Annotated in this window: 29 protein-coding genes and 1 tRNA gene; 13 read left to right on the forward strand and 17 right to left on the reverse strand. The window is 64.5% G+C overall.

The features are described 5' to 3' along the window. Window positions 1-22: 22 nt before the first annotated feature. Complete coding sequence (locus tag G513_RS22710; RefSeq protein ID WP_022977044.1) at window positions 23-577, reverse strand: RDD family protein; 555 nt, start codon at window positions 575-577, stop codon at window positions 23-25. 140 nt (window positions 578-717) lie between these two features. On the opposite strand from G513_RS22710, the gene G513_RS0111770 reads away from it, so the two are divergent. From G513_RS0111770 to G513_RS0111780, 3 genes are all read left to right on the forward strand, one after another. Beyond that, window positions 718-1,305 carry a glutathione peroxidase gene (locus tag G513_RS0111770; RefSeq protein WP_033417743.1) on the forward strand — a complete coding sequence of 196 codons (588 nt, stop codon included), beginning with the start codon at window positions 718-720 and terminating at the stop codon, window positions 1,303-1,305. Between the two features lie 153 nt (window positions 1,306-1,458). Continuing rightward, window positions 1,459-2,160, forward strand: coding sequence for a phosphoadenylyl-sulfate reductase (locus G513_RS0111775; protein ID WP_028475449.1), 702 nt, complete (start codon window positions 1,459-1,461; stop codon window positions 2,158-2,160). A 21-nt stretch (window positions 2,161-2,181) separates the two neighbouring features. Then, the gene (locus G513_RS0111780) at window positions 2,182-2,544 is read left to right on the forward strand and encodes a hypothetical protein (protein WP_022977047.1); all 363 of its coding nucleotides are present in this window, start codon (window positions 2,182-2,184) and stop codon (window positions 2,542-2,544) included. 220 nt (window positions 2,545-2,764) lie between these two features. Here G513_RS0111780 and xerD read toward each other — a convergent pair whose 3' ends face one another. Then, window positions 2,765-3,733 (reverse strand): site-specific tyrosine recombinase XerD, encoded by a 969-nt coding sequence (xerD, locus tag G513_RS0111785; RefSeq protein WP_022977048.1) that lies wholly within the window; start codon window positions 3,731-3,733, stop codon window positions 2,765-2,767. Window positions 3,734-3,769: 36 nt separating this feature from the next. On the opposite strand from xerD, the gene G513_RS0111790 reads away from it, so the two are divergent. Then, window positions 3,770-4,525, forward strand: coding sequence for a lysophospholipid acyltransferase family protein (locus tag G513_RS0111790; RefSeq protein WP_022977049.1), 756 nt, complete (start codon window positions 3,770-3,772; stop codon window positions 4,523-4,525). Window positions 4,526-4,529: 4 nt separating this feature from the next. Further along, a complete protein-coding gene (gene zapE / locus G513_RS0111795) occupies window positions 4,530-5,669 on the forward strand; it encodes a cell division protein ZapE (RefSeq protein ID WP_022977050.1) in 1,140 nt (379 codons plus the stop codon). Between the two features lie 21 nt (window positions 5,670-5,690). On the opposite strand, the gene G513_RS22715 is transcribed toward zapE, so the two are convergent. Both G513_RS22715 and wrbA read right to left on the reverse strand, forming a co-directional pair. Next, complete coding sequence (locus G513_RS22715; RefSeq protein WP_084711494.1) at window positions 5,691-6,047, reverse strand: DUF2069 domain-containing protein; 357 nt, start codon at window positions 6,045-6,047, stop codon at window positions 5,691-5,693. After that, entirely contained in the window at window positions 6,044-6,640 is a 597-nt protein-coding gene (gene wrbA, locus G513_RS0111805) for an NAD(P)H:quinone oxidoreductase (RefSeq protein WP_022977052.1), read from the reverse strand. Before wrbA ends, G513_RS22715 begins: the two co-directional genes overlap by 4 nt. A 609-nt stretch (window positions 6,641-7,249) precedes the next feature. On the opposite strand from wrbA, the gene G513_RS25955 reads away from it, so the two are divergent. Further along, a complete protein-coding gene (locus tag G513_RS25955) occupies window positions 7,250-7,870 on the forward strand; it encodes a LysM peptidoglycan-binding domain-containing protein (protein WP_169560626.1) in 621 nt (206 codons plus the stop codon). Between the two features lie 15 nt (window positions 7,871-7,885). Here G513_RS25955 and G513_RS0111820 read toward each other — a convergent pair whose 3' ends face one another. The 13 genes from G513_RS0111820 to hemA all read right to left on the reverse strand — a co-directional run bounded on the left by G513_RS0111820 (window position 7,886) and on the right by hemA (window position 20,467). Then, a complete protein-coding gene (locus G513_RS0111820; protein ID WP_022977055.1) occupies window positions 7,886-8,470 on the reverse strand; it encodes a lytic transglycosylase domain-containing protein in 585 nt (194 codons plus the stop codon). A gap of 2 nt (window positions 8,471-8,472) precedes the next feature. Beyond that, window positions 8,473-9,138 (reverse strand): hypothetical protein, encoded by a 666-nt coding sequence (locus tag G513_RS26530; RefSeq protein ID WP_022977056.1) that lies wholly within the window; start codon window positions 9,136-9,138, stop codon window positions 8,473-8,475. After that, a complete protein-coding gene (locus G513_RS24470; protein ID WP_022977057.1) occupies window positions 9,135-12,041 on the reverse strand; it encodes a class I SAM-dependent DNA methyltransferase in 2,907 nt (968 codons plus the stop codon). Before G513_RS24470 ends, G513_RS26530 begins: the two co-directional genes overlap by 4 nt. A gap of 1 nt (window position 12,042) precedes the next feature. Then, window positions 12,043-12,447, reverse strand: coding sequence for a type II toxin-antitoxin system VapC family toxin (locus G513_RS0111830; RefSeq protein WP_022977058.1), 405 nt, complete (start codon window positions 12,445-12,447; stop codon window positions 12,043-12,045). Next, complete coding sequence (locus G513_RS26135) at window positions 12,447-12,692, reverse strand: antitoxin (protein WP_022977059.1); 246 nt, start codon at window positions 12,690-12,692, stop codon at window positions 12,447-12,449. The genes G513_RS0111830 and G513_RS26135 overlap by 1 nt, the downstream gene beginning before the upstream one ends. Window positions 12,693-12,836: 144 nt before the next feature. Beyond that, window positions 12,837-14,543 (reverse strand): proline--tRNA ligase, encoded by a 1,707-nt coding sequence (locus G513_RS0111840; protein ID WP_022977060.1) that lies wholly within the window; start codon window positions 14,541-14,543, stop codon window positions 12,837-12,839. A 95-nt stretch (window positions 14,544-14,638) separates the two neighbouring features. Beyond that, the gene (locus tag G513_RS0111845) at window positions 14,639-15,442 is read right to left on the reverse strand and encodes a crotonase/enoyl-CoA hydratase family protein (protein ID WP_022977061.1); all 804 of its coding nucleotides are present in this window, start codon (window positions 15,440-15,442) and stop codon (window positions 14,639-14,641) included. Window positions 15,443-15,508: 66 nt separating this feature from the next. Continuing rightward, complete coding sequence (locus tag G513_RS0111850) at window positions 15,509-15,895, reverse strand: hypothetical protein (protein ID WP_022977062.1); 387 nt, start codon at window positions 15,893-15,895, stop codon at window positions 15,509-15,511. Between the two features lie 49 nt (window positions 15,896-15,944). Next, entirely contained in the window at window positions 15,945-16,676 is a 732-nt protein-coding gene (locus G513_RS0111855) for a HesA/MoeB/ThiF family protein (RefSeq protein WP_022977063.1), read from the reverse strand. Then, the gene (locus G513_RS0111860) at window positions 16,673-17,047 is read right to left on the reverse strand and encodes an MmcQ/YjbR family DNA-binding protein (RefSeq protein WP_022977064.1); all 375 of its coding nucleotides are present in this window, start codon (window positions 17,045-17,047) and stop codon (window positions 16,673-16,675) included. Before G513_RS0111860 ends, G513_RS0111855 begins: the two co-directional genes overlap by 4 nt. After that, on the reverse strand, window positions 17,044-18,006 hold the full coding sequence (prmC, locus tag G513_RS0111865) for a peptide chain release factor N(5)-glutamine methyltransferase (RefSeq protein ID WP_022977065.1): 963 nt from the start codon (window positions 18,004-18,006) through the stop codon (window positions 17,044-17,046). Before prmC ends, G513_RS0111860 begins: the two co-directional genes overlap by 4 nt. Then, window positions 18,006-19,094 (reverse strand): peptide chain release factor 1, encoded by a 1,089-nt coding sequence (gene prfA, locus G513_RS0111870; protein WP_022977066.1) that lies wholly within the window; start codon window positions 19,092-19,094, stop codon window positions 18,006-18,008. Before prfA ends, prmC begins: the two co-directional genes overlap by 1 nt. 110 nt (window positions 19,095-19,204) lie before the next feature. Beyond that, a complete protein-coding gene (gene hemA, locus G513_RS0111875) occupies window positions 19,205-20,467 on the reverse strand; it encodes a glutamyl-tRNA reductase (RefSeq protein ID WP_022977067.1) in 1,263 nt (420 codons plus the stop codon). A gap of 222 nt (window positions 20,468-20,689) precedes the next feature. Between hemA and G513_RS0111880 the strand changes: the two genes are divergently transcribed. The 7 genes from G513_RS0111880 to G513_RS0111910 all read left to right on the forward strand — a co-directional run bounded on the left by G513_RS0111880 (window position 20,690) and on the right by G513_RS0111910 (window position 26,360). Then, window positions 20,690-22,381 carry a tetratricopeptide repeat protein gene (locus G513_RS0111880; protein ID WP_022977068.1) on the forward strand — a complete coding sequence of 564 codons (1,692 nt, stop codon included), beginning with the start codon at window positions 20,690-20,692 and terminating at the stop codon, window positions 22,379-22,381. Then, the gene (gene lolB, locus G513_RS0111885) at window positions 22,378-23,010 is read left to right on the forward strand and encodes a lipoprotein insertase outer membrane protein LolB (RefSeq protein WP_022977069.1); all 633 of its coding nucleotides are present in this window, start codon (window positions 22,378-22,380) and stop codon (window positions 23,008-23,010) included. Before G513_RS0111880 ends, lolB begins: the two co-directional genes overlap by 4 nt. A gap of 79 nt (window positions 23,011-23,089) precedes the next feature. Next, window positions 23,090-23,164, forward strand: a tRNA-Gln gene (locus G513_RS0111890). Between the two features lie 147 nt (window positions 23,165-23,311). Beyond that, window positions 23,312-24,271 (forward strand): ribose-phosphate diphosphokinase, encoded by a 960-nt coding sequence (locus G513_RS0111895; protein WP_211219660.1) that lies wholly within the window; start codon window positions 23,312-23,314, stop codon window positions 24,269-24,271. A gap of 4 nt (window positions 24,272-24,275) precedes the next feature. After that, entirely contained in the window at window positions 24,276-24,737 is a 462-nt protein-coding gene (locus G513_RS0111900) for a hotdog fold domain-containing protein (protein ID WP_022977071.1), read from the forward strand. A 149-nt stretch (window positions 24,738-24,886) separates the two neighbouring features. Then, the gene (locus G513_RS0111905) at window positions 24,887-25,675 is read left to right on the forward strand and encodes an enoyl-CoA hydratase (protein ID WP_022977072.1); all 789 of its coding nucleotides are present in this window, start codon (window positions 24,887-24,889) and stop codon (window positions 25,673-25,675) included. Between the two features lie 19 nt (window positions 25,676-25,694). After that, window positions 25,695-26,360: a TetR/AcrR family transcriptional regulator gene (locus G513_RS0111910; RefSeq protein ID WP_022977073.1), complete on the forward strand. Its 666-nt coding sequence runs from the start codon at window positions 25,695-25,697 to the stop codon at window positions 26,358-26,360. Window positions 26,361-26,407: the final 47 nt, after the last annotated feature.

The following is a 26,407-nucleotide window of genomic DNA, read 5'->3' on the forward strand; positions in this document are numbered from 1 at the left end:
CTAAATCGGGGTCAGATACAGATTATTTTCGGCGCTTCTTTTCGGCCGGAAACGGATTGGCCGGCAGCAGCACCACTTCGCTGCCAGCGATCCAGTCATGCGGCAGACGACGGCGGCCGTCGAGCCGGCAGGCAATCACTGCCAGAACGACGACGATCAGCGCCAGCACCGCCACCACGTCAGCGTTCGGCGCCAGCACCGCCAGCTTCGGAATGCGATCGATCATCCGCACGGCCAGCGGCGTCAGCACCAAGCCCCACCAGATCATCATCGCCACATAGCGTACGGCGGCGATCGGCAGGCGCAGCAGTTCGCCATGCTCGCGGCGCACCTGCAGCCGCCAGGCACGCATGCCCAAGGTCTGGCCACCACGCGTCCAGAACCAGGCGAAGAATCCGAAGCCGACGGCGAACAGCATGGCGCGCGTCAAAGCATTGCCAGGACCGAGATTGAATAGATTGTTCAACGGCAGGCTGAGCAGCAAGGTGACCATCCACAGACCGACGAGCAGCAGTCCGTCATAGATCGAGGCAGCGAAACGGCGCCACAGCGGCGCAGGCAAAGCGAGTTCAGACATGAGGTTCAGGAAGGCAAGCCGGTATCATGCTGCGGCCGATCAGCCTGCAATGGATCGCGAAACCGAATTCCGCCTGCAGCCCTGAGCAAACCCAGCGGCGCGGCATTGTATTCCTCATGTCATTGTCCAGGAGCTTCACGATGCGCAAGGCCCTGCTGTTCTCAGCCGCCGTTTCACTGCTTGCCCTCGCCTCGCCGGCTCGTGCGGTCGATTGCAACGGCCACGTGCTGAATCACGATGAAAAGCGCCTGCTCGGCGGCAGCGAAAACCTTTGCCAGAGCTATGCCGGCAAGGTCGTGCTGGTGGTCAACACCGCCAGCCGTTGCGGCTACACGCCGCAGTTCGAGGGCATCGAAAAGCTCTACAAGACCTACAAGGACGAAGGTCTGGTGGTACTCGGCTTTCCGTCCGACCAGTTCCGCCAGGAAGAAGCCACCGACGAAAGCATCGCCAAGTTCTGCTCGTCCAACTACGGCGTCAGCTTCCCGATGTACAGCAAGACCAAGGTCGATGGCGCGGACGCCAATCCGTTCTACAAGCAGCTGAAAGCGTCAACCGGCGAAGCGCCTGCGTGGAACTTCAACAAGTACCTGATCAGCCGCGACGGCAAGGTGCTCGCCCACTACGCCAGCGATGTCACGCCGTCGAATCCCGAGTTGCTGAAAGCGATCAAGACCGAACTCGCCAAGCCCGCGCCGGCCGGTGCAAGAACGGCCAGCGCTGAGTAAGCCCCGCTCACCGGCGAGAATATTCTTAGCTTTTTTGCAAGGAATGAGGGCCAAACGATTGTTGCGCTGCGGTTGCATCCCTAAACTCCGCGTCCTTGAGCCAGAGAAAGGACCGTTTTCTGAACGGGACCTATAGCCGACAGGATGACCGACATGGATGACGCGACCCTCACCGTTCCGCCAATCGCTGGCCCCAGCGAAGCAGATGTGGCTGCGCTCAACGAGCGCTACCTGCCGTTGAACTTCGAACAACGCCTGAAGCAGCTGTACGAGGATTTCTCGCCGTCGCAGGTGCTGGTCACCTCGTCGTTCGCTGCGACGTCCGCTTACTTCCTGCACATCGTCTCGCGGCTGAAGCCGGATCAGACGATCCACTTCATCGACACCGGCTACCACTTCCCGGAAACCATCCAGTACCGGCAGTTCCTGATCGATCTGTTCAAGCTGAAGGTGGAAGACGTGCGCGCCGAGGACTGGAAGCACCAGTTCACGATCGACGACAAGACCTACGAGCGCGATCCGGATTTCTGCTGCTCGATCAACAAGGTCGAGCCGCTGGAACTGATCAAGCCGAACTACAAGGTGTGGATGTCGAGCCTGATGCACTGGCAGACCGATCACCGCGCCGGCCTGCCGGTGTTCGAGCTGCGTCGTGGCGTGCTGAAGTTCAACCCGATGATCGACGTCACTCGCGAAGAGCGCGACGCCTACATCAAGGAACACGATCTGCCATTCCATCCGATGGTGGCGCGCGGCTATTCGTCGATCGGCTGCACCCATTGCACCGTGGCCGGCGACGGCCGCAGCGGACGCTGGCTGGGCAAGCCGAAGACCGAGTGCGGCCTGCACCTCTGAGCCCTCTCTGAACCACTTCCGATGAGCCGTCTGCTGATGTTCAGCGTGCTGCCGATACCGGCGGACGACGCTGCGGTCTGGGACGACTTCGATCGTCGCTCGGAAGCCTTCGAGCAAAGCGGCCTGCCGCCACACCCGCTGCTGGTCGAACTGATCGAGCGGGTCACGGCGCGCCATCCCTGCATCAGCAACCTGCGCGAGGACCAGATCGAGCGCAGTGTCTGGGCCGACGGCCCGCTGCTCGACAATCTGATGCACGACGTCGCAATCCTGACCATCGTGCCGTCACGGGTCGACGACGTGTTGCCGATGGTGCGCGATACAGCGTTGGCGCTGGGACTGGCGGTTTACGATCCTGAAACTGAGACGGTCTGGCGGCCTTAGTCAGCTTTACGACCTGTTCCCCGTCATCCCTGACGCGAACGTGCCCTTGTTCGGTGAGCCCCTGCCCGGCCATCCATGGCCGGGCGTGAAACGGTTGCGAGCTCCGGCTCGACGCCCCTTTCCCTGCCTCCCCGGCGAGAACGCGTCCTTGTTCGTCGGACCCCTGCCCGGCCATCCATGGCCGGGCGTGAAACGGTTGCGAGCAATGCTCGCAACCGTTTCACCCTCGGGGATGATGCTGCGCATGGAGCGCTTTCAACCGCGCCTTCGCCACATGCGTATAGATCTGCGTCGTCGACAGATCCGAATGCCCGAGCAGCGTCTGGACCACGCGCAGATCGGCGCCGTGCTCGAGCAGATGCGTTGCGAAGGCATGGCGCAAGGTGTGCGGTGACAGCGGCGAGCGGATGCCGGCCTGTAGCGCGTAGCGCTTGATCAGCATCCAGAAGTTCTGACGGGTCATCGGCCCGCCCTGGGTGCTCGGAAAGACCCAGTCGGCGGAATCGGCGGTGGCAATCTGCGGACGGCCGTGGCGCAGCCATTCGCGGATCGCGTCGAGGGCCAATTCGCCGGTCGGCACCATGCGTTCCTTGTTGCCCTTGCCGATCAGCCGCACGACGCCGTGCTCCAGATTGATCTCGTCGCGGCGCAGGCGGATCAGCTCAGTGACCCGCAACCCCGAGGCGTACAGCAGTTCCAGCATCGCCCGATCGCGCAGGCCTAGCGTCTGCATCGCATCGGGCGCGGCCAGCAGGCTTTCGACTTCGCGCATCGCCAGCGTCTTCGGCAGACGCCGACCAAGGCGCGGCATGTCGAGCTGGGCGGAAGGATCATCGCTGCGCACCCGTTCGCGCAGCAGCCAGCCGTAGTAGCGGCGGCAGACGGTGATGAAGCGGGCCTGCGATCCGGCGCCGAAACGCTGGACCGGCTGGCGCCCCGAGAAACCTGCCTGAGTCGGCCGCGTCGCCTGCTCAAGCCGGGCAGCGAGATAGCCCTTGATCGCCGTTGCGTCGGCATCATCGAGCAGGATGTCCTGGCGGCGCAGCCAGCGCGCCAGCAGGCTCAGATCGGAGCGATAGGAAACCAGCGTGTTCTTCGACAGGCCATGCTCCAGCCACAGCTGATCGCAGAAGCGTTCGATGCCGGCGGCATCCGCGGGGTGCAGCGTGATCGGGGCGGCCTCGGTCATCGACCTATAATAGTTCGCTCGTCAATTCCCTCACGCATGCTCCTGAATTTCCTCCGCAAGCTGCATGGCATTTATTCGGCGTTGGTGTTTGTCGTCGTCGTGCTGTTGCTGTTCTGCCCGCTGCTGATCATCGCCCCGGGGCTGCCGCTGCGCCGCGCCATCGGCCGCTTCACGGTGCGTGCCTGGCTGCTGTTCAGCTTCATTCCGTTCCGCGTGCGTGGCCTCGAGAATCTTCCCAATGAGCGGACGCTGGTGATCTGCAATCACGCAAGCTATCTCGACGGCCTGCTGCTGACGGCTGCGCTGCCGGCGCGCTTCACCTTTCTGGTTCAGCACGGCGCCGGCGAATGGCCTTACGTTGGCCGCGTGATCCGCCGCATGGGCGTCAGCTTCGTCAATCGTGAATCGCCGCGTGAAGCCGCAAAGGCCACCAAGGCACTGATCGATCGAGTCAAGGCCGGCGAATCGTTCGCGATCTTCCCGGAAGGCACCTTCCGCGCCGCGCCGCTGATGCTGCCGTTCCAGCCCGGTGCTTTCGTGATCGCCGGCCGCTCGGGCGCCAAGATCGTGCCGGCTGTGATTCGCGGCTCGCGAACCCTGCTCGGCGAAGGTGCACGGCTGTGCAGCTGGGCGCCGATCGAGATCGAATGCTTTCCGGCGATGCAGGCCAGTGACGACAGCCGAGCGGCGGCCGATGCGCTGAGTGCCAGCGCACGCGCGGTGATGCTCGCCAACAGCGCCGACGGAGACGCTGGTGACTGGACGCCGCCACCGTTCGGAACCCGGAGCTGATCGCATGGCCCTGTTCGGCTCTGGCCGCAGCAACAACGATGATCTGATCCCTGCGACCGAACTGGCGCCGCCGCCCGCGCAGCGTTACGCGGCGGATCTGCAGCGCGAAGGCTTCGTGTCCGATGCCGCGCAGGCTGCCGCTGTCGCAGCACTGCAGAAGGTCTACGAAACCCTGATCGAAAGCCCGCCGCGCCGCCGCTTCGGCTCCAGCCGCCTGAGCTGGAATGCGGTGCCGGGCCTGTATCTCTGGGGTGGCGTCGGCCGCGGCAAGACCTATCTGATGGACGCCTTCTTCGACGCGTTGCCGTTCAGCCGCAAGCGGCGCACCCATTTCCATCGCTTCATGCTCGATGTGCATGCGCGGCGCAATCGCTACCAGGGCGATACCGATCCGCTGCAGAAAGTCGCCGATGAAATCGCCGAGCAGACCCGCGTGCTGTGCTTCGACGAATTCTTCGTTGCCGACATCGCCGATGCGATGATCCTCGGCCGCCTCTTCGAAGCGCTGTTCAAGCGCAACATCACCTTGATCGCCACCAGCAACGTGCCGCCGGATGGCCTGTACAAGGACGGCCTGCAGCGGCAGAACTTCCTGCCGGCGATCGAAGTTCTCAAGAGCAGCGTCACCGTGCTCAATGTCGACGGCGGCACCGATTACCGCCTGCGCCAGCTGCAGGACGCCGAGCTATACCTGTATCCCTGCGATGCCCGCGCCGAAGCGGCACTCGCTCGCCACTTCGAAGCGCTGGCACCCCATGGCGATACCGGCCCGGGCGAGCTGACCCTGAACGACCGCGTGCTGCACGCTCGGCGCATCGCCGAAGGCGCGGTGTGGTTCGATTTCGACGCGCTCTGCGAAGGCCCGCGCTCGGCCGCCGACTACATCGAACTCGGCCGCCTGCATCACACCGTGGTGCTCACCGGCGTACCCCGGCTCGACAGCACCCGCGACGACGCCACGCGCCGCTTCATGACCCTGGTCGACGAGTTCTACGACCGCGGCGTGAAACTCTTGATCGGTGCCGAAGTGCCGGCCGATGAGCTGTATACCGGCACCAAGCTCAAGTTCGAGTTCGGCCGCATCGAGTCACGGCTGCGCGAAATGCAGTCCGAGGAATATCTGGCCAGCGAGCATCGGGGCTGAGGCCAGCCCCGAATCAAGGCATCAGATTCGAGCGACGCCGTTCTCGCGTGCCGACCAGCGCACGAACAGCACCAGCGCCGCGAACTCGAGCGCCGCGATGACGCTGAATACCAGCGCCAGATCGTGACGCGACGGTACGGCCTGGGCTTCGGACATCAGCGCAGCGATGTAGCCGGAGATCAGCAAGGTCATCCAGCCTGCGGTGTAGCGCCGGCCGCGAATCAGGCCCGGCACAGCGATCAGCAGCGGCAGCACCAGCAGAAAGCCGGTCAGCGGCGTCGCCCAAAGCCACAGGCCGATCACCAGCGCGACATGGCAGAGCAGCGCGGCGGAATGCGCGTACCGGCTCAAGGGACGGCCACTCGTTTGAATATTCATGCGGCGAGCTTCACGGCGGCCGTCGCAACGCGTCGGCCGAGCGCCTGACAAAGCTCGATCTCGTCCTTGGTCAGCACACGTGGCTTCGGCCCGGTGCCGGCGACGTGGCTCGCGCCATAAGGCGTACCGCCGCTCATCGTCGCCGACAGGCCTGGCTCGCTGTACGGCAGGCCCACCAGCAGCATGCCGTGATGGAGCAGCGGCAGCATCATGGTCAGCAAGGTGGCCTCATTGCCACCGTGCATGCTGCCGGTCGAGGTGAATACCGCCGCCGGCTTGCCGACCAGAGTGCCGGACAGCCACAGGTCCGAAGTGCCATCGAGGAAGTACTTCAAGGGCGCGGCCATGTTGCCGAAACGGGTCGGACTGCCGAGCACCAGGCCGGCGCATTCGCGCAGATCAGCCGAGGTGGCATAGGTCGCACCGTCTTCCGGCACGGAAGGCGCAACCGCTTCGGTCTGTGCCGAGACCGGCGGCACCGTGCGCAGCCGCGCCTGCACCCCGCTGACCGCTTCCACACCCCGCGCAATCTGCCGCGCCATTGCCGCCGTCGAGCCATGCCGCGAGTAATACAACACCAGTACGTCGATCATCCAAAGACCCCAGAATTTGGGCGATTGTAAGGCCTTCAGCCGTCAGTCCCGACTCGACGACGCGAACGTTTGCCGACGCGCACAATCACATCTTCGATACCGCGATTCTTTTCACCTCAAGCCTCTGGTCTGCTCTACATGATCTTTCTGTCCCGGCACCGCGCTCGCCTGCTTCCGCCGCTGCTGTTTGCCTGCCTAAGCTTGCCGAGCCTCGCCCAAGCCCCTGCTGCGCCGGCTGACACGGCGCCAGCTGCAGAGAAGCCCAAGCCTTCCTCGACCAAGTCCACGAGGCCTCCGGCGACAACTGAAGCCAAGCAACTGCCGTCGGTCAGCGTTGCGGTTTCGCAACAACCGCCGGGTGTCAGTGCGGATGCCGCCACGTCGGCTGCGGGCAGCAACGGCAAGCCAACTGCGCCGCCAGCAAAATCCGCCGTTCCCGCGACGACGACAACGGTGCCACCAACATCAGCGGCGCCGGCGAAAGCCATCGCTGCGGCACCAGTTCCTCCGCCAGCTCCTGCCCCCGCCAATGCCGCCTCGACGACGGCCAGCCCGACGAAGCCCGCGGTCTCGGCCAGCAGCAGTACGCCTGCGCCAACCAGGCCCGCGGTGATCACCAAGCCAGCCGTCGCAGCTGCCAGTGCACCGGCATTGGGAGTGATCAGCGACTCGGAACGCCGAGCGCTGGCGACGATGCCCTTGCCGAAACTGCCGACTCTGGTGCCTCGCGAAACGCCAGCGACGTCGATCACCGCGGCCGTCGCGGAAGCTGCGCTACCGCCGGCACCTGCGCCGAGCATTCGGCCGGCTGCCGCCGTTGAAAGTCCGACCGCCGCAGAAATCAGCTCGTTGCTGAGCAAGGCCAGCGAGCGCACCGGGCTGGATGATGCGCAGCTGGAGCGCATCGCTCGACTACAAGCGACGGCGGCGCGTGGCGAACAGGAGAACGCCCTGGTCGGCCTGCTGCGGCTGAACGATGAGCTGGATGCTGCGTACAACAGCTACAGCGTCGGCAACGGCGAAAGCCTGTGGCAGATCGCTGCAAAGCCGGAAACCTACGGCAATGCCAATCTTTGGCCGCTGATCTGGCGTGCCAATCCAAAAGCGCTACCGCAGCCCGGCCAGGTGAAGAGCGGCCAGAAACTGCGGGTGCCACGCTATCCGAGCCTGAAAGCGGTAACCGAGGCGCTGGATTACGCGGGCAGCCATTCCATCGACGGCACGCGCTAGACCGCAGGCGAGCCTTTACCGGCTCCAGCGCCTGGTCAGCCGATCGAGCACCAGGTACGGATAATCCGGCTTGCCGATCGAGCCGTTGTAGCGCGCCAGCGCCTTAACGTAACTGCCCTTTTCCTTGGCCAGATAGAACTTCAGGATCGTGCAGCCAAGACGCAGATTGGTCGGCGTGTGGAACAGGTTGTCGCCCTTCTGGCCGATTTCCTCGATCCAGAACGGCATGATCTGCATGTAGCCAAGGGCACCGACGCTCGACACCGCAAAGCGATCGAAACGGCTTTCGACATCGATGGTCGCCAGCACCAGTTCTGGCGAGATACCAGCCTTGGTCGCCTCCGCATGCAGCAGGCGCAGAAAGCGCAGCCGCCGCTCGGTATCGGGGATCGCCTTCGGCGCGTACTTCGCCATCCGCCCGGACATGTCGGTCAGCCAGATCTCGGCGAGATAGCGATCGTCGAAGCTGGTCGCCGAATCGATGGCCTGCTTCATCAGCAGGCGCAGTTCGGGTTCGGGCGCGTGAGTCGGCGCAGCGGCCAGCGGCGGCGCCAGCACGGGCAACGACATCAGCACCGCGATGCGCAACGTCCGCAGCATGCTCAGCGCGCCGTGATCCAGCCGTTGCCGACCGAGCGAATCTGGCCGATCGCTTCCAGCGTACCGACCAGTTCCGGCAGCCGCGCCTTCCACTTGCCGCGCGTCGAATAGCGATCGGCAATCGCGTCGATCGACAAGGGCACGCGGGTGCTCGCAAACAACTCGGTCAGCGCCCGCATCTGCGCCGGCAGTTCGGCTGGCCAGGCCTGTTTCGCCACGGCCTTGGCGGGCTTTGCGGCCAGCGCTCCGGCTTGCAAATCCCCTGCATCGGCATCGCCGCCGAGATCGGCCTCCACCTGTTCGGGGGCCCGCGCCTGCCCTGCCCGCGCCGGATCCTGAAACTCCGGCCGCAGCCAGCGCACCACACCGCGCGCTTCCTCCGCAGCACGCTCGGTATTGAGCGCCACCAGCCGAGACTGCAGCTCGCTTTCCGCCGCCGTCTGCGCTTCACCGGCTTCCGGATACGGCAAGGTGCCGCCCGGCTTGCCGACCAGCGCCGGGGCCAGATCGCTCCAGCCATAGGCAGCGAGCACAGCCGTATCCAGTTCGTCGTGCAGGCTGGCCAGCACCGACACCAATCCTTGTTCGTGGATCGCCTTTTCCTTCGCATTCAAGCTCGCACCGCGTCGCAACTGTTCAAGCACGTTGTACATGCCGGTCAGCGTCAAGCCGGGATGTGCGACTTGCTGGCGCTTGCGATGCGTACCGATGGCTTCGCCGAGATCGCGAATGCGGTCGATGAGCGCTTCGCCAGCGGCCGCATGCCCCCCCCCCCCGCATACTCTGCTTGAAGCCCTATCCCCATGGGAGAGGGCTTCTGTGCGGCGCTGAGATTGGGGAATGGAAAAGGTTCGAAGCAACGGGATTTGTTGTAGCGCGGGTCGTTGCCCACGCCGAGTCGACCACCAGCGGCGAGCGCCCAGATAGCGTGGACGCGACTGGAAAGCACACCAAGTCTGCATGCGTCATCCGAAGCAATCGATATGAGCATGTTGTCCGGGAGGATCGACGCATCAAGAAATTGAAAGAGTCGATGCTTTGTCGTTTCGACTGTTGCGATGTAGCGCGGAAGGCCGGATAGCGCAGGCCGTAGCTCGCGTCGCGGCTCTCCAAAAATCCACCAATTCTCGCGATAGGTCGCTCGGTTGTTTTGGTCCCGCTCAGGCTTCACCTGCTCGTGAACGTGCTGGTAGACCTCGGGGAAATCGCTGCGCACTTGCTCGACGGGCAGACCGAACAAGTCGATCACCATCACTCCGCGAGGAGCGTCAGCCAAGTCCTTGCCGTTACGGTACTCGCGGATGTGCCGCTCGATCCCCGGCACGCGTCCGTAACCAAGTTCTGCCGCCCGATCCGGCGTGACGATGAAGCCCGAGCCATGCAGTTTCACGCCCGGCGAACTCAGGCCTTGATTGGCCGTCAGCGCGGCGCACTTGGTCACGTCAGCGCCAACGCTCAAGTCCGCGTGCAGGGTTCCGCTGCGTTCGCGCAGCGTGACCATGATTTCGTCGTCGGCCCCATCCGCTTCGCTAAGCACTTCCGAGCGCCGCCCATCCGCAGCGCTGGCCGGAGCGCCGACAGTCATCGCAATCCGCACCTGCGCCCCTTCCGCCGCATCAACCCAAGGGTGATCGGGAATCGCGAACGCAAGTTGCAGCGCCGGATCGCCGCCGAGCGCGGCTTCGATCACCCGGCGATTGAAGGTCTGCCTGATCGAGTTCGTCGTGATGAAGCCGAAGCGGCGCAGCTCGCCCTGCCGCGTCAGATTGGCGGCGTGGTGCCACCAGTACATGACGAAATCGGCGGACTCCGGCACTGCCGGCCAGATGCCACGCAGAGAGTCGACATAGCCGTCGCCGAGCGCGCGGCGCATCGTCGAGGCACCAATGAACGGCGGATTGCCAACCACGAAATCCGCATCCGGCCAAGACGCCTGCCGCACGCCTTCATAGCGTTCGATCGGCCGTTGCGCGCTGTCGTCCGGCACTTCCTCACCCGTCACCGGATGACGCTTCATGGTCCGCCCGTCCCAGCGCGTGACCGGCACGCCGTGTTCGTCCGTGACGAAATCGACCTTGTCCCAGGCCAGCACGGCGTCGCGACAAACGATGTTGCCGTAGTCCTTGAGCACCGGCAGCGGTGGTTCGGCGTTGCCGCCGCGGGTGCGGTAATGCCACTGGAGATAGCCGATCCACAGCACCAGTTCGGCGAGGGCGGCGGCGCGCGGGTTGACCTCGATGCCGAGCAACTGATGCGGGTCCACCGTCAGGCCTTCGGTTTCCAGTTTCTGCTGGCCACCGGTCAGGGCGGCGAGCTGGTCCAGAACTTCGCCTTCGAGGCGCTTCAGGTGTTCCAGCGTCACGTACAGGAAGTTGCCGGAGCCGCAGGCCGGGTCCAGCACTTTCACCTGACAGAGATCGTGGTGGAAGCGGCGCAGGGTGGCGACGGCCTGATCGGGCTTGCCGTCCTTGGCGAGACTCAAGCTGGTGGCTTGCGCCAGCGCCCAGTCGGCGCGCAGCGGTTCGATAACCGTGGGCAGCACCAGGCGCTCGACATAGGCGCGCGGCGTGTAGTGGGCACCGAGCTTGTGGCGTTCGCGCGGATCGAGCGCGCGTTCCAGCAGGGTGCCGATGATCGCCGGTTCCACTTCATTCCAGCGCCGCTTGGCGCAGGCATGCAAGTCTTCGATCTGGTCGCGGTTCAGCGGCAGCACGTCCGGCCGCTTGAACAGCTTGCCGTTGAAGCGTCGTACTTCGGCGCGGATGGCAACCGAGAAGCGTCCGACGTCCATCGCTTCCCAGAGTTCACCGAGCATCGGCACGAACTGCGCGGGCGCTTTGGCGAGATCGCCGAGCAGAGTTTCGAAGGCCTTGGCCGGCAACAGGCCGACATCCTCCGCAAAGAAAGTGAACAGGCAACGGGTCAGGAAACCGGCCACCGCTTCCGGCGCGTGGCCTGCCGCTTCCAGTGCCTTGGCGATATGGGCGAGTTCGGCGGCCACTTCGCGAGTGGCCTGGGCGCTGACCTTGGCTGGATCGAGCGCGTCCGGATCGAGCCATACGTTTTTCAGACGCTCACGAATGTCCTCGCGGGCAAGGTCATCGATGCGGATGCGGTGCGAGCGCGGGTCCGGATACGGGACATAGGTGGCGCCTGAGCGAGAGAACTCGCTATACAGCTCGATGACCCGGCCGACATCGATCACCACCAGGAATGGTGGCCGGCCTTCATTGGCCGGCAGCGCTCGGGCATAGCCTTCGGCCTGCGCGCGAGCCTTCATCAGCGCTTCGTCGAAGCCACGCGTCGCCGTGCCGGCATGCAGCTTTTTCGCTTCCAGCACGAAAGCCGCACGCCGGTAGCAATCCACCCGCCGCTCGGCCTCGCTGCCATCACCCAGCCGTTCGCGGATGCGCCGCTCGAACACGTAGGCGTTGTCGCGCAGATCATCGCTGGCCGGCTCCGGGCGCGGCAGGCCAAGCAGTTCGCACAGCTCGACGACAAACAACTGCGCGTTCGCCAGTTCGGTGCCGCCAGCGTTTTTCCAGCGGGTGATGAAGACGGCGGGGGTCATCTCAGGCTTCGTCGAGTGAAATCACCTGCAGGCCAGGCACCCGCTCGAACTCGCGGACATTGCCGGTCAGCAGGGGCAGGTTCAGGGATAGGGCGTGGGCGGCGATCAGCATGTCGAGCGGGCCAATCAGGCGGCCAGCCGCTTGCAAGCTCGCGCGCAGACTGCCGTAGCGCTCGGCTGCGGCCTGATCGAACGGCGTGATCGACAGATTCTCCAGCAGACGGTCAAGCGCTTCGCGGGCTTGTTCCGGTCGTGCCGACAGGCGGGCTCCGACCTCCAGTTCAGCGAGCACGATGCTGCTCACTGCCGTGTCCGATCTCGACCAGGACTCTGCCAGGCGACGCGACCCCTTGGGGCGATCGCGCATCACGGCAATGCAGACGCTGCTATCGAGCAGCAGGCGCATCAGAATTCGATGTCCCGCTCTGAACCTGGTGGATCCTTGGGGACCTCGAATTCGTCGTCCAGCACTGGCGCATTCCGGGCGTAGTCGGCCCAGCTGCTGTAGCGCGGCACCTTGCGCTTCGGCGTCAGCACCAGCTTGTCCCCATCGCGCTCGACGGTGACTTCATCGCAGTCGAAACGGTAATCCTTGGGAATGCGCACGGCCTGACTGCGGCCGGTGGTGAAAACCTTGGCGGTGGCGGTCATGTTCGACTCCGGAGCTTGATATACGGCAATGCCGATATCGTACTCCGGAGGCCATCCACATGCGCAGTTTCCGTAGGTCGGGCCCTGCCCGACTTGCGCCGCCACTGACAGACAAAAACCGTCGGGCGAGGCCCGACCTACGAACTACGCGAGCTTTTCGAGGACCGCAGCCGTCGTCGCCGCAATCAGCTCAGCGGCGGCGGCATCACGGCGCTTGTATTCGAATTGCTGCGTTGCCAGCCCCTTGGCACCGATGACGATGCGATGCGGGATGCCGATCAGGTCGGCGTCCTTGAACATCTCGCCCGGGCGCAAACCGCGGTCATCCATCGCCACGTCGACGCCGGCCGCCAGCAACTCGGCGTAGAGCGTTTCGGCAGCGCCTTTCACGGCGGCGGCGGTATCGGCCTTGTCGAGCCCGATCGGGCAGACGATGACCCGGAACGGCGCGATCGCATCCGGCCAGAGGATGCCGTTGGCGTCGTTGCGCTGTTCGATCACGGCAGCTGCCATGCGCGACACGCCGATGCCGTAGCAGCCCATTTCCGGCGTCACCGGCTGCTGATTGACGTCGAGCACGGTGACGTTCATCGCCTTCGTGTACTTCTTGCCGAGTTGGAAGATGTGGCCGCCTTCGATGCCGCGATAGAGCTTGATCGTGCCGCGGCCGTCCGGCGACGGATCGCCTTCGACGATCATCCGCAGGTCGGCCGCTTCCGGCTCGGCGGCGTCACGGCCCCAGTTGGCGCCAGTGACGTGGAAGCCGGCTTCGTTGGCGCCGCAAACGAAATCGCTGAGCGCGGCGGCCGCGTAATCGGCGATCACGGTGATCTTGTTTTCGATCGGCCCCAGGAAGCCCGGCACGCAGCCGAACGCCGCCTGGATTTCGGCATCGCTGGCCAGGCTCAGCGGCGCGGCGATCTTCGGATGCTTCTCGGCCTTGATCGTGTTGAGTTCGTGATCGCCGCGGATCGCCAGCGCGATCAAACCGCCTTCCGCGCCCTTGACCACGATCAGCTTCAGCGCGCGAGCCAGCGGCAGCTTGAGCAGCTTGGCAACGTCTTCGCAGGTCTTCTGATACGGCGTAGCGACCTTGGTCAGCGTCTCGCTGGCAGCGCCGTGCGCCGGCTGCGGCAAGGTTTCCGCCGCTTCGACATTGGCCGCGTAATCGCCTTCATCGCTGACCGCCAGCAGGTCTTCGCCGGCCTGCGCAAGGATGTGAAACTCCTCGGTGCGAGAGCCGCCGATGGCGCCGCCATCCGCCTTGACGATGCGGAACTCGACACCTACTCGCGTGAAGATCTTCGAGTAGGCGGCGCGCATGTTCTCGTATTCGGCAGCCAGCGACGCGGCATCCATGTGGAAGCTGTAAGCGTCCTTCATGATGAATTCGCGCGCACGCATCACGCCGAAGCGCGGCCGGCGCTCATCGCGGAACTTGGTCTGGATCTGGTAGTAGTTGACCGGCAGCTGGCGGTAGCTGCGCAGATCCTGGCGGACGTGGAAGGTGATCACTTCCTCGTGCGTCGGCCCGTAGCAGAACTCGTTTTTATGCCGGTCCTTGAGGCGCAGCATCTCGTCGCCCATCACCTGCCAGCGACCGGATTCCTGCCACAGCTCGGCCGGGTGGATGCTCGGCATCAGCACCTCGGCGGCACCGGCGCGGTTCATTTCCTCGCGGACGATGTTCTCGATCTTGTGCAGCACCCGCAGGCCGATCGGCATCCACGAATACAGGCCCGAACCGAGCTGGCGAATGAAGCCGCCACGGAGCATCAGCTGATGACTGACGATCGCGGCATCAGCCGGGGTTTCCTTCGACGTGGACAGCGGAAAGCGGGACAGGCGCATGGCAGGCAATCAGCGGGAAAAGACCGGCGCGGATTGTAGCGTTCACGCGAAAGCGCCGCCCCGCGCAGTTCGCTGGGGCGGCGCCGAATTCAGCCTTATTTGCCCGTGAAACGCGCCGGACGCCGCTCGACGAAGGACTGCACGCCTTCCTTCACGTCTTCGCTGCCCATGATCGGCGCGAGGTCCTTGACCAGACGATCGATCGCCTTCTGGTCGCCCTGCTCGATCGCGATACGCGACGACTTGAGCGATGCGTAAACGCCCAGCGGCGCCTGCGCGGCGACTCTTTCGGCGATCTCCAGCCCGCGCTGGAACTGCGCGCCGGCCGCCGTGACTTCCTGAACCAGGCCGATGCGCAGTGCTTCGGCGGCGTTGAACTCGTCGCCGGTCAGCAGATAACGCTGCGCATTGCCCCAGCCGAATTCCTGAACCATGCGCACCGTCGCCCCGCCAACCGCATAGATACCGCGCTTCACTTCGATCTGGCCGAAGCGGCAGTCGTCGCCTGCAACGCGGATATCGGCCGCCAGCGCCAGCTCGATCGCCACCGTGTAGCAGATGCCATGCATCGCGAACACGACGGGCTTGGAGACACGCTTCTCGGGAATCAGACCGAACGGATCGCGCTCGTGCTCGGCGAGATCGGGCCATTGGCCGGACGAGAACGCCGGCGTCCATTTCGGCAGATCGAGACCGGCGGTGAAGTGCTTGCCGTTGGCGTAGACCAGCGCACAACGCAGTTCCGGATCGGTATCGAGCAAACCATACGCAGCCGCGAGCTGGTGATGCATGTCCAGGTCGAAGGCGTTGTACTTCTCTGGCCGGTTGAAGGCGATCAGCAACACATGGCCGCGACGTTCGGTCAGGATCTTGGGGGCGGCGGCAGCGGTATCAGTCATGGGAACTCCTCTCGGGCTATCGTTCTTGTGAACAGTCGTACTGACATTCTGCCAGCGTGCGAGCCTTCAGGCTTCCACGTCGAGTTCCTGCTCGACAATGTCGGCATCCAGCCACCACCAGCCGCGCAGCTGCAGCACGCCCTTGATCGCCAGTGATGCGGTCAAACGCAGCAGTTCCGGGTGATCGGCGAAATCTTCTGCCAGCGGCGGATTCGGCAGCTCCGGCCGATGGCGGTACAGCGCCCAGATGCGCTTGCCATGCGTGGCCAGCATCGTCTGCGCATCGGCGATCGACGCGCCGGCGGCCAGTGGCATCCAGCCGTTCGGCGCACTGCCCTCGGCTTCGTCGGCGACGACCAGACTCAGGAACGGCTCGGTGGCGATCTGCGCCTCGTGCAGCAGGCGGATCGCGAAGCGGCGCGGGATCAGGATTGGCGTGCTGGGCGTTGGCATCGGAATTTCAGGATCAGTTCAGGGGCTGCCGCAGACGCGGCAAGTTTGTTCAGTTACTGCCGCATACGCGGCAGCGCGGATCACGGGCGATGTTCAGACGCCGCCACGACAGTTTGAGCGCATCCCAGAGTTGCAGGCGGCCGGCGTCGTCACCGATGCCGAGCAAGGCCTTGATCGCGATCAGCGCCTGCATCGCGCCGATCACGCCCACCACCGGGCCGAGCACGCCGGCTTCCTCGCAGGTTTCGGTCGCTTCGCCGTGCTCGCCGAACAGGCAGGCGTAACAGGGACCACCCGGCACGAACAGCGCGATCTGGCCTTCGAAACGGATCGCAGCACCCGACACCAGCGGCTTGCGGGCGGCGACACAGGCGGCATTGACCGCGAAGCGCGTCGGGAAGTTGTCCGAGCAGTCGAGCACGATGTCGGCCTCGCCTATTGCCGCGGCAAGGCCTGCCTCATCGAGCGGCCCCGGCCGCGTTTCGATCACGCATTCCGGGTTCAGCGCGCGCAGGTTGTCGGCCGCCGCATCGAGCTTCGCGCGGCCAAGATCGGTAATGCGATAGACGATTTGCCGCTGCAGGTTCGAACGATCGACATGGTCGCGGTCGCTGAGAATCAGCCGACCAAGCCCGGCACCGGCGAGATACAGGCTGGCCGGCGAGCCGAGGCCGCCGATGCCGATGATCAAGGCGGTCGAGTCACGCAGCAGGCTCTGGCCGTTCACCCCAACCTCGCGCAATACGATCTGGCGGCTGTAGCGCTGGAGATCGACGCTCACGGCCGAGGCTCGCCGATCGTGGGGTGCTGCGCCAGCAGTTTGGCTGGCGCAATCCGTCGCCAACCCGTTTCGATGATCACCTTCAAAGCCGTCTCACGAACTGCAGGCAGGCGGACGAGCAGGCGGTCATAGCCTACGTAGTGATCGGTGATGAAGAAGGTTTCTGGATTGACCTGCATCCAGTATTCGCGGGCAGCATTATCGGCTGGCACCACCAAGGTTTCGCCGTCTTCGCGCAGACGGAGAAACAGCTTGCCGCGCAGCTTGAGGGCCGGCGTACCGTAGCTGGTGCCGTCTTCGACACTCGGCAGGGCCAGCGCCAGTCGGCGCACATCCTCAAAGCTGAGTCCGGCCGACTTCTTCGCGTTCATTCGCTTTCATTCCCGGCTTTGCGACCGCCGCTGACGCGCTCCTGGCCGCCGAAGTCGCGCCGCGTTTCAAGCTCGACGAAGCCTGCCGCTTGCAGCAGGGATCGTACTGCAGAGCCCTGTTCGTAACCGTGTTCGAGCAACAGCCAGCCACCCGCTTTCAGATGCGCTGGCGCATCGCGAATGATCTCGCGGATCGCCTCCAGTCCGTCAGCACCGGAAGTCAGCGCGAGGCGCGGCTCGTATCGGAGCTCGGTGAGGTGGCTATCGCCTTCGGCGATGTAAGGAGGATTGGAAACGATCAGATCGAAGCTGCTTTCCCCTCTCTCGTCGCAAGCGCTTTTACTCAAGCCTTCTAACCAGGATGAGCAGATGAACTCGAGGTTACTGACTTCATTGAGCCGCGCGTTCTCGCGGGCGACATCGAGTGCCGCTTCGGAAACATCGGTGGCGATGACGGAAGTACTCGGTCGTTCGCTGGCAATCGCCAAAGCAATCGCGCCGCTACCGGTGCCGAGATCGAGCACGCGTGCCACAGAAGTCTTCTCGGGCAACAGCGACAGCGCCCATTCGACCAGCGTCTCGGTATCCGGCCGCGGAATCAGCACATGGGTGTCGACCGCCAGCTCCAGGGTCCAGAAGCCCTGCCGCGTCGTGATGTAGGCCACCGGCTCGCCGAGCTTGCGACGTTCGATCGTCGAGGCGTAACGCAGCACGGTCGCCGCTTCGATCGCGTCCTCGTGACGCAAACGCAGTTGCGAGCGTTCGCTGCCGATCAGCCGGGCCAGCAACACTTCGGCATCGGCGCGCGCGCTGTCTGACGTGGCTTCCAGTTCCGACTCGGCCCAGTTCAGCCAATCGCGGACGGTGCCTGGCGCCAGACCTTGGACGTTCGGTACCGGGCGCGGTGTTGCATCGCTCGGCAGCTGCACCGTGGGTGCGGCCGTCTCGTCCGCCGACATCAGCCGGCATCCCCGGCGCTGGCCATCAGTTCGGCCTGATGCTCGGCGAGCAGTGGCTTGATGACACCGTCGAGTTCACCAGCGATCACCCGATCGAGCTGATATAGCGTCAGATTGATGCGGTGATCGGTGACCCGGCCCTGCGGAAAATTGTAGGTGCGGATGCGCTCGGAACGATCGCCGGAACCGACCAGCTTCTTGCGCGTGGCCGCCATCTCGCTGTCCTGCTTGCTGCGCTCGGCGTCGAGCAGGCGCGAGGCGAGCAGGCTCATCGCCTTCGCGCGGTTCTTGTGCTGGCTGCGCTCTTCCTGGCATTCGACGACCACGCCGCTGGGCAGATGGGTGATGCGGATCGCCGATTCGGTCTTGTTGACGTGCTGGCCGCCGGCGCCGGAAGAACGATAGGTATCGACCTTCAGATCCGCCGGATTGATGTCGATCGCCTGCGCTTCTTCGACTTCTGCCAGTACGGCGACGGTCGCGGCGCTGGTGTGGATGCGGCCCTGTGCCTCCGTTTCCGGCACCCGCTGCACTCGATGCGCGCCACTTTCGAACTTGAGTCGCGAGTACGCGCCGAAGCCGGCGATGCGGGAAATGATTTCCTTGAAGCCGCCGTGCTCGCCTTCGTTCTCGGACAGCACTTCCAGCGCCCAGCCCTGCGCCTCGGCGTACTTCTGGTACATGCGGAACAGGTCACCGGCGAAGATCGCCGCTTCGTCACCGCCGGTGCCGGCGCGGATTTCGAGGAAGACGTTGCTGTTGTCGAGCGGGTCCTTCGGTACCAGGAAGGATTCGAGTTCCAGCTGCAGTGCATCACGCTTGAGGTTGAGCGCCGGCAGATCGGCCTCGGCCATCGCGCGCATTTCCGGGTCGCTGTCGGCCTTCAGCAGCTCCAGGCCTTCGATCTCGTCGAGCGCCGCGCGATAGGCGTCGTAGGCGTCGACCACCGGGCCGAGTGCTGCGTATTCCTGCGACAGCCGACGGAATTTGTCGGAATCGCCAAGCACTTCGGGCGAGGAGAGCTCGCCGGCAACATCGGCGCGGCGCTCGGCGAGGGTTTCGATCTTGCGGAGCAGGCTGGGTTTCATGGTCCAGAGGCGACAGGCGTGAGTGGGCGGCGGAACGAGGCGATGCAGCACAGCGAGTGAGGCTCGCTAAGGCTGACCGCTTTCCTCGCCGATCCCGACCATGGCTGCGCTCAGGGTTCCAGCGGCGGCAGATCGAACAGCCGTTCCGCCGCGTCCATCAACTGCGACTGCTCCACCACGTCAGCCGAGCGCAAGGCCTTGCTCGGTGCATGCAGCAGCTTGTTGGTCAGCGTGTCAGCAACGAAGGCCATCACCGCGGCCGGGCTTTCGCCGTTGGCGAGCTTGCGCGCGGCTTTTTCGAGCACGTCATCGCGGCTGATCCGCGCCTGGTCGCGCAAGCGGCGAATGGTGACGCCGGCATCGCGGCTTTCCAGCCAGCGCTCGAACTGCGTGGCGTGGTCTTCGACCAGCGCTTCGGCCTGCTTGGCGGCGTTCTCGCGCACCTTCATGTTGCCGGCGATCACCGCTTTCAGATCGTCCAGCGTGTACAAATAAACGTCTTCCAGAGTACTGATCGCCGGATCGAGATCACGCGGCACGGCGAGATCGATCATCAGCACCGGTTTGCGGCGGCGACGCGCCAGCGCATGCGCCACCGGTTCCTTGCCGAGAATGAAGCCGCGCGCGGCGGTGCAGGAAATGACCACGTCCGCTTCCGGAAGATGGGTGGCGATCTCGGCGAGACTGATCGCGTAGCCGCCCAGCGAGGTCGCCAGCGCCTGGGCTTTCTCGAGGCTGCGATTGGCAACCACGATGCGCCCGACGCCGCTGGTCTTCAGATGCCGCGCCAACAGCTGGATGGTTTCGCCAGCGCCGATCAGCAGCACGCTCTGATTGCGCAGATCGGAAAAGATGTGATGCGCCATCTGCACGGCGGCGTAGGCGATCGACACCGGATGGGCGCCGATCTCGGTCTCGCTGCGCACCAGCTTGGCCACCGAGAACGAATGCTGGAAAAGCCGGTACAGCACCGGGCCGAGCGACTTCACGCCTTGGGCCAGCGCGAACGCGGTCTTCATCTGGCCGAGGATCTGCGGCTCGCCGAGGACCATCGAATCGAGGCCGGAGGCGACTCTCAGCGAGTGCTTGACCGTGCCGCGATCACGCAGCACATAGGTATGAGCGGCAATGGTGCCGGCCGGCGCCTGGCGCTCGCGCTGCCACCAGTCGAGCAGACGCACTTCGTGGTCGAGTGAAGCAACGGCGAAAATCTCGGTGCGGTTGCAGGTCGACAGGATCGCCGCTTCGCTGACTCCGGACAGTCCACGCAGGCGAATCAGCGCCTCGGGAATTTCGGCCTCGGTGAACGCCAGTCGCTCGCGCGTTTCAACCGGCGCGGAGTGATGACTGAGTCCGAGTGTCAATAAGGCCATGGGGTCACAGATGTCTCGTTTGGTTGATTTTCCGGCATGACGTCGGCCGGCACAAGCAAGCGCCGTCACTACCGTCAACGGCGAGCCCCTCACGAGCCGCCCAACCGCCCTTTCGGCGGCGGACGGAGGACGCCTGATCGAAGCGGAGCGCTACAATACGTTCACGATTTCTCCCTGGCCGAACTCTACGTGCAAGCCTCCTGTCCGTCCCTGCAACTCCCGTTGGGCTTTGCAATCTCCGTGCTTGGCGGCTGCCTGCTAAGCCCGGCTCTTCAGGCGGCAGATTCGGCACCCTCGGCCAGCGCGGCGCATCAACCGGCAGCGCCATCCCGCGAGGCCCAGGCCCAGTACCACATCCTCGCGGGTGAGGTCGCCGCCGGGCGCAAGCAGCCCCAGGTTGCGGCCGAAGAATTCATCCAGGCGCTTGATTTCGTCAGTGATCCGGCGCTTGCAGCCCGCGCCACGATGCTGGCCCTGAGCGCCAACGATGCCGATCTGGCGCTGAATGGCGCCCGCAAGTGGCTGAAGCTGGAACCGACCAGCCTCGAAGCCCGCGAAGTGATCCTGCGGCTGGCGCTGCGCGCCGGGCTGGTCGATGACTCCTTCCAGCAGTGCATGGCGATCGTCGCCGATCATCCCGGTGGCCCGGACGATGGTTTCCGTCATGTGGCCTTGCTGCTGTCGCAGGAAGAGGACCACGCCGCGTCGGCGCTGCTGCTGATGGAGCGGCTGGTCGCCACTCAGCCGAAACGCAGCGGCGCCTGGCACGCCCAGGGTCTGCTGGCGCTGCGCTTCAATGACATCGACCTGGCGGAACGCTCGGCGCGCGAAGCGATGCGCCTCGAGCCGGGCTCCAAGGAAGCGCCGCTGCTGCTGACCGGCGTACTGGTGCGCAAGGGCGATTTCACCGAATCCGATCGCCTGCTCGAAAATCAGGTCCGCAACAATCCGATCGAATCCGATCTGCGGCTGGGCTACACGCGGCTGCTGATCGAAGCGAACCAGAAGGGCCGCGCGCGCAAGCAACTGAAAGCCGTGCTGAAGCACGAGGCCGACAATACCGACGCTCAGTACATGCTCGGCCTGCTCGATCTCGACGAAGGCAAGCTCGACGAAGCCGAGCTGCGTTTCAAGGCGCTGTCGACCGGCAAGGAACGGGGCGTCGATGCGCACTATTACCTCGGCCGCATCGCCGAACGGCGTGACCAGTTCGAGAACGCGCTGAAGGAATACACGCTGGTCAGCAGCGGGCAGCAGGTGCTCGACGCCACCATCCGCCGAGCGACGATGCTGGCCCGCCTCGGCCGCCTGCCGGACGCCCGCGCCACGCTTGAGCAGCTGCGCGAGCAGTATCCGCAGCTGGCACCTCGTCTATATGTCATCGAAGGTCAGCTGCTGGGTGACGCCGGTGAACTCGATGAAGGCCAGCGCCTGTATTCCGAAGCGCTGAAGCTTTACGAGAACGATCCGGAACTGCTCTACGCCCGTTCGCTGATCAATGAGCGCATGCAGAGGCTCGACGAGGCCGAATCCGACTTGCGCGCCGTGCTGGTGCGCGAACCGGCCGACGCCCGGGCGCTGAACGCCCTCGGCTTCATGCTGACCGTGCACGGCACCCGGCTCGACGAAGCCGAACGGCTGATCGTCAAGGCGCTGGAACTGACGCCGCAGGATCCGTCGGTGATCGACAGCATGGGCTGGCTGCGCTTCCGGCAAGGCCGCGCGAGCGAGGCCGTGGCGCTGTTGGCCCGCGCCTATGAAGCATTCCCGGATCCGGAAGTGGCGGCCCATTTCGGCGAAGCCTTGTGGAGCACCGGTGAACGAGAGCGCGCGCAGCAGGTCTGGAAGAAGGCGCAGGAAACGGCGCCCGACCACCCTGTGCTGCAAGAAACCGTCAAACGACTGATGCCATGAAGCCAACCCGATTGCCAACGCAGCGTCTGATCGTCGCTGCGCTGGTTGCCCTGCTGCTCAGCGCCTGCGGCGGCCGGCCGGTCAAGCAGCTGAATACCGATCTGGCTGAACGAAACTGGGGCATCCGCCGCTCGAACATCGCGGCCGTGCAGAGCTTCGGGCTGAAAGGCCGGATTGCCGAGTCCGGCATCGCCGGCGGCCGTGGCGATATCGACTGGACGCAGAGCGGCGAGCGTATCGATATGCGCATCTCCGGCCCGCTTGGCGTCGGTGCGCTGGCGATCAGCGGTGATCCGCAAGGCGTGGAGATCCGCAGCAAGAACGGCGTCATCGCCACGCGCGAGCCGGAAAGCTACATGCAGGAACGTCTTGGCTGGAGCGTGCCACTCGGCATGCTGCGTTACTGGGTACTCGGCGTACCGGCGCTGACGCGTCATTACGAAGATGCGCCGAAGATCGTCAAGCTCGACGAGATCGGCCGCGCCGAAACTTTCGAGCAGACCGGCTGGAAGATCGAGTATCTGGAATATCAGGCCGTGAATTCGCTGGCGCTGCCACGCAAGCTCACTCTGTCGAACGGCAATCGCAGCTTCCGCCTGGTGATCGACGAATGGTCGGGCACGCCCTAGCGCGTTTGCGTGCGAATAATCTTGCGCGGACCGCCAAGCCCGCGCATCACGACGCTATAATTCGCGCGCTTTGAGATGTTGGGGCGTCGCCAAGTGGTAAGGCAGGAGGTTTTGATCCTCCCATTCGGTGGTTCGAGTCCATCCGCCCCAGCCACTCAGATTCTGTCAGCGCCGGTTGCACGGCGCTTACAAGATCGAGTGTCCCCGCGAAGGCGGGGATCCAGTTTCTTATCCTGCCGGCATACGCAACCCCGCTGTCCCCTCGTTGCCCCCGGCCCTCTCACCAAGAACCCGAGCCCCGATGTCTGACAGTTCAGCCCAGTTGATGTTGTTCAGCGGCAGTGCCAACCCGGCGCTCGCTCAGGACATCGCGAACTACCTGCACATGCCGCTCGGCAAGATGTCGCTCGGCCGGTTCTCGGACGGCGAAGTACAGATCGAGATTCTCGAAAACGTTCGCGGCAAGGACGTCTTCGTGATCCAGCCGACGCACGCACCGACCGACCAGCACATCATGGAATTGCTGATGATGCTCGACGCCTTCAAGCGCGCATCGGCAGGCCGTATCACCGCCGTCGTGCCGTATTTCGGCTACGCCCGACAGGATCGTCGCCCGCGTTCGGCGCGCGTGCCGATCAGCGCCAAGGTGGTGGCCGACATGATCGGCGAATGCGGCGCCCATCGCGTGCTGACCGTCGATCTCCACGCCGACCAGATTCAGGGCTTCTTCGACATCCCGGTCGACAACGTCTACGCCAGCCCGGTGCTGCTCGGCGACATCTGGCGCCAGAAGTACGAAAACCTGATCGTCGTTTCGCCGGATGTCGGTGGCGTGGTTCGCGCCCGTGCACTGGCCAAGCAACTCGACGAGGCCGACCTCGCGATCATCGACAAGCGCCGTCCGCGCGCCAACGAATCGCAGGTGATGAACATCATCGGTGATGTCTCCGGCAAGACCTGCGTGTTGATCGACGATCTCGTCGACACCGCTGGCACGCTCGGCAAGGCCGCTGCAGCGCTGAAGGAACATGGCGCGATCAAGGTCGTCGCCTACGTGACCCATCCGGTGCTATCGGGGCCGGCGATCTCGAACATCCAGAATTCCCAGCTCGACTCGATGGTCTGCACCGACACCATCGTGCTGTCGAAGGAAGCCAAGGCCTGCTCGAAGATCCGCCAGCTGTCGATCGCCGGCCTGCTCGCGGAAACCATCCGCCGAGTCAGCGCCGAGGAATCGGTCAGCTCGCTGTACGTCGACTGATCCCATGCCGTCGCCGGTCAAGCTCTTCGCTGCCCTGTCCCGGCTCCCGCTGGGCCGCGAACTGTTCACCCGCGGCGTCTGCCGCACTGCGCCCTACTTCGGCAGTATCCGGCCGCTGGTGACCGATCTCAGGCTTGGCCGCTGCGAAGCATCCTTGCGCAAGCGGCGCTCGGTGCAGAACCATATCGGCACCGTTCACGCCATCGCGATGTGCAATCTCTGCGAACTGGTCGGTGGCCTGCTGATCGAAGCGACCTTGCCGAAGGCCCTGCGCTGGATTCCGAAAGGCATGACCGTGCGCTATCTGAAGAAGGCGGCGACCGATCTGCATGCGGTGCTGGAATGGACGCCCGCGTTCGCCGACGATTTTCGCGGCGATGTCGTGCTGCCGGTGCAGGTGCTGGACAGCGCCGGCATCGTGGTCATGGAAGCCGACATCACCATGTACGTGTCGCCGCGTCGCTGAGCCGGAACTCGCCGAGGCGCAGCATTTTTTGGCCTCGCAACCAGACCGGGCTTTCGCTGAACGCTACGGCAAGCTTCATTACCGAATGACGACGCGATAGGGGCTGGGGCATGATGGCTCATTGCCCGCTGACTATCCCGGAGTTGCTTGTGACCCAGCCTCAGAACCCGCTGATCCTGACCGACATCAAGGATCGCGTGATGACCATCCGCCTGAACCGCGCCGACAAGAAAAACGCGCTGACCCAGGACATGTATCTGGCGATGGGAGCCGCCGTCAACGAAGCCGCCGCGAACCCGGAAGTCCGTGTCGTGCTGTTCACCGGCACCGGCAATTCCTTCTGCGCCGGCAACGACCTGCAGGACTTTCTGAAGCTCGACCACAACACGCCGAAAGACGAGAACCCGGTGCTGCGCTTCATGCATGCGCTGGCCGCGTTGCCGAAGCCGGTGGTCGCTGCCGTCAACGGCCCGGCGGTCGGTATCGGCGCGACGATGCTGCTGCACTGTGACCTCGTCTACGCCGGCACCGGCGCCCGTCTCCAGTTCCCGTTCGTCAACATCGGCATCTGCGCCGAGTTCGCGTCGACCTATCTGCTGCCGCGAATGATCGGCCATGTGAAGGCGGCCGAAATGCTGCTGCTCGGCGAGCCGTTCACCGCTGCGGTGGCTGAAGCCAGCGGTCTGGTCAATGCGGTGCTGCCGGAAGACGAGGTCGAAGCCCATGCACTGGCCCGGGCTCTGAAGCTTGCCGCCCAGCCGCCGAACGCGTTGCGGGTGACCAAGATGCTGATGAAGCGCTGGTCCGACGGGCTGATCCAGGAAGCGATTCCGCTCGAAGCCGATCACTTCATTCCAATGCTGCGCCAACCGGAAGCGATGGAAGCGATGACCGCGTTCATCGCCAAGCGCAAGCCGGATTTCTCGAAGTTCAACTGAACGGCCGAGGACGAAAGCCTTGTCCTCCCTGCCTCGCGATAACAAGCGCGAACACAACAAGCAGGCGAACCGCGCCACGCTGATCGAAGCGGCGCGCGTCTGTTTCGTGGGAATGGGCTTCGATGCGGTGACAGTGCGCGACATCGTCCGAGAAAGCGGGCTGGCGCCGGGGACCTTCTATAACTACTTCCCGGACAAGGAAGCGCTGTTCAAGGAAGTGCTGGACGAGCGCATGGGCGAGATCACCCGGCGCATGCACGCCATGCGCGCCGAAGCCGCGACCTTGAGCGACTTCCTGTACGGCGCCTTCCAGACCTTGTTCGAGAAGATCATCGAGGAGCCCTGTTTCTTCGAATTGATTCTGCGCAACGAGTACGCGGTGCGCAGCCTGTTCAAGGAAACCGTGGTCGGCATCCCGATGCAGCAGCTGAAGGGCGATCTCAACGATGCGATGGCGCGCGGCCTGTTCCCGGAACTCGATGTCGATCTGCTGGCCGCCGCGCTCTACGGCATGGCTTTCGAGATCGGCCGCGTGCTCTGCGAACAGGGCGGCCGCGATCCCGATCAGGCCGCTCGCTTTGCGACCCGCATGCTGGTCGAAGGCATCCAGACTTTCGGCCTCAGCGGAACGCGCGCCAAGCTCGGCCGCGGCATCGCCCCGGGCATGACCGTTATCCAGACCTGATTCGCCGCAGACAAGACAGACACAAAAAGGCCGGGGATCACCCGGCC

The sequence above is a fragment of the Nevskia ramosa DSM 11499 genome, assembly GCF_000420645.1.
Lineage (GTDB): Bacteria > Pseudomonadota > Gammaproteobacteria > Nevskiales > Nevskiaceae > Nevskia > Nevskia ramosa.

Excerpts from the sequence above, each read along its gene's own strand:
- G513_RS0111775 (WP_028475449.1), top strand. The coding sequence starts at position 1,459 with ATGGATGACGCGACCCTCACCGTTCCGCCAATCGCTGGCCCCAGCGAA.
- wrbA (WP_022977052.1), bottom strand. The coding sequence starts at position 6,640 with ATGATCGACGTACTGGTGTTGTATTACTCGCGGCATGGCTCGACGGCG.
- G513_RS24470 (WP_022977057.1), bottom strand. The coding sequence starts at position 12,041 with ATGACCCCCGCCGTCTTCATCACCCGCTGGAAAAACGCTGGCGGCACC.
- G513_RS22715 (WP_084711494.1), bottom strand. The coding sequence starts at position 6,047 with ATGAATATTCAAACGAGTGGCCGTCCCTTGAGCCGGTACGCGCATTCC.
- lolB (WP_022977069.1), top strand. The coding sequence starts at position 22,378 with ATGAAGCCAACCCGATTGCCAACGCAGCGTCTGATCGTCGCTGCGCTG.
- G513_RS0111820 (WP_022977055.1), bottom strand. The coding sequence starts at position 8,470 with ATGCTGCGGACGTTGCGCATCGCGGTGCTGATGTCGTTGCCCGTGCTG.
- zapE (WP_022977050.1), top strand. The coding sequence starts at position 4,530 with ATGGCCCTGTTCGGCTCTGGCCGCAGCAACAACGATGATCTGATCCCT.
- prmC (WP_022977065.1), bottom strand. The coding sequence starts at position 18,006 with ATGTCGGCGGACGAGACGGCCGCACCCACGGTGCAGCTGCCGAGCGAT.
- G513_RS0111830 (WP_022977058.1), bottom strand. The coding sequence starts at position 12,447 with ATGCGCCTGCTGCTCGATAGCAGCGTCTGCATTGCCGTGATGCGCGAT.
- G513_RS0111850 (WP_022977062.1), bottom strand. The coding sequence starts at position 15,895 with ATGCCAACGCCCAGCACGCCAATCCTGATCCCGCGCCGCTTCGCGATC.
- G513_RS0111845 (WP_022977061.1), bottom strand. The coding sequence starts at position 15,442 with ATGACTGATACCGCTGCCGCCGCCCCCAAGATCCTGACCGAACGTCGC.
- G513_RS0111900 (WP_022977071.1), top strand. The coding sequence starts at position 24,276 with ATGCCGTCGCCGGTCAAGCTCTTCGCTGCCCTGTCCCGGCTCCCGCTG.
- G513_RS0111860 (WP_022977064.1), bottom strand. The coding sequence starts at position 17,047 with ATGAACGCGAAGAAGTCGGCCGGACTCAGCTTTGAGGATGTGCGCCGA.
- G513_RS0111790 (WP_022977049.1), top strand. The coding sequence starts at position 3,770 with ATGCTCCTGAATTTCCTCCGCAAGCTGCATGGCATTTATTCGGCGTTG.
- G513_RS0111770 (WP_033417743.1), top strand. The coding sequence starts at position 718 with ATGCGCAAGGCCCTGCTGTTCTCAGCCGCCGTTTCACTGCTTGCCCTC.
- G513_RS26135 (WP_022977059.1), bottom strand. The coding sequence starts at position 12,692 with ATGACCGCCACCGCCAAGGTTTTCACCACCGGCCGCAGTCAGGCCGTG.
- prfA (WP_022977066.1), bottom strand. The coding sequence starts at position 19,094 with ATGAAACCCAGCCTGCTCCGCAAGATCGAAACCCTCGCCGAGCGCCGC.
- G513_RS22710 (WP_022977044.1), bottom strand. The coding sequence starts at position 577 with ATGTCTGAACTCGCTTTGCCTGCGCCGCTGTGGCGCCGTTTCGCTGCC.
- G513_RS0111780 (WP_022977047.1), top strand. The coding sequence starts at position 2,182 with ATGAGCCGTCTGCTGATGTTCAGCGTGCTGCCGATACCGGCGGACGAC.
- G513_RS0111895 (WP_211219660.1), top strand. The coding sequence starts at position 23,312 with ATGTCTGACAGTTCAGCCCAGTTGATGTTGTTCAGCGGCAGTGCCAAC.
- hemA (WP_022977067.1), bottom strand. The coding sequence starts at position 20,467 with ATGGCCTTATTGACACTCGGACTCAGTCATCACTCCGCGCCGGTTGAA.
- xerD (WP_022977048.1), bottom strand. The coding sequence starts at position 3,733 with ATGACCGAGGCCGCCCCGATCACGCTGCACCCCGCGGATGCCGCCGGC.
- G513_RS0111840 (WP_022977060.1), bottom strand. The coding sequence starts at position 14,543 with ATGCGCCTGTCCCGCTTTCCGCTGTCCACGTCGAAGGAAACCCCGGCT.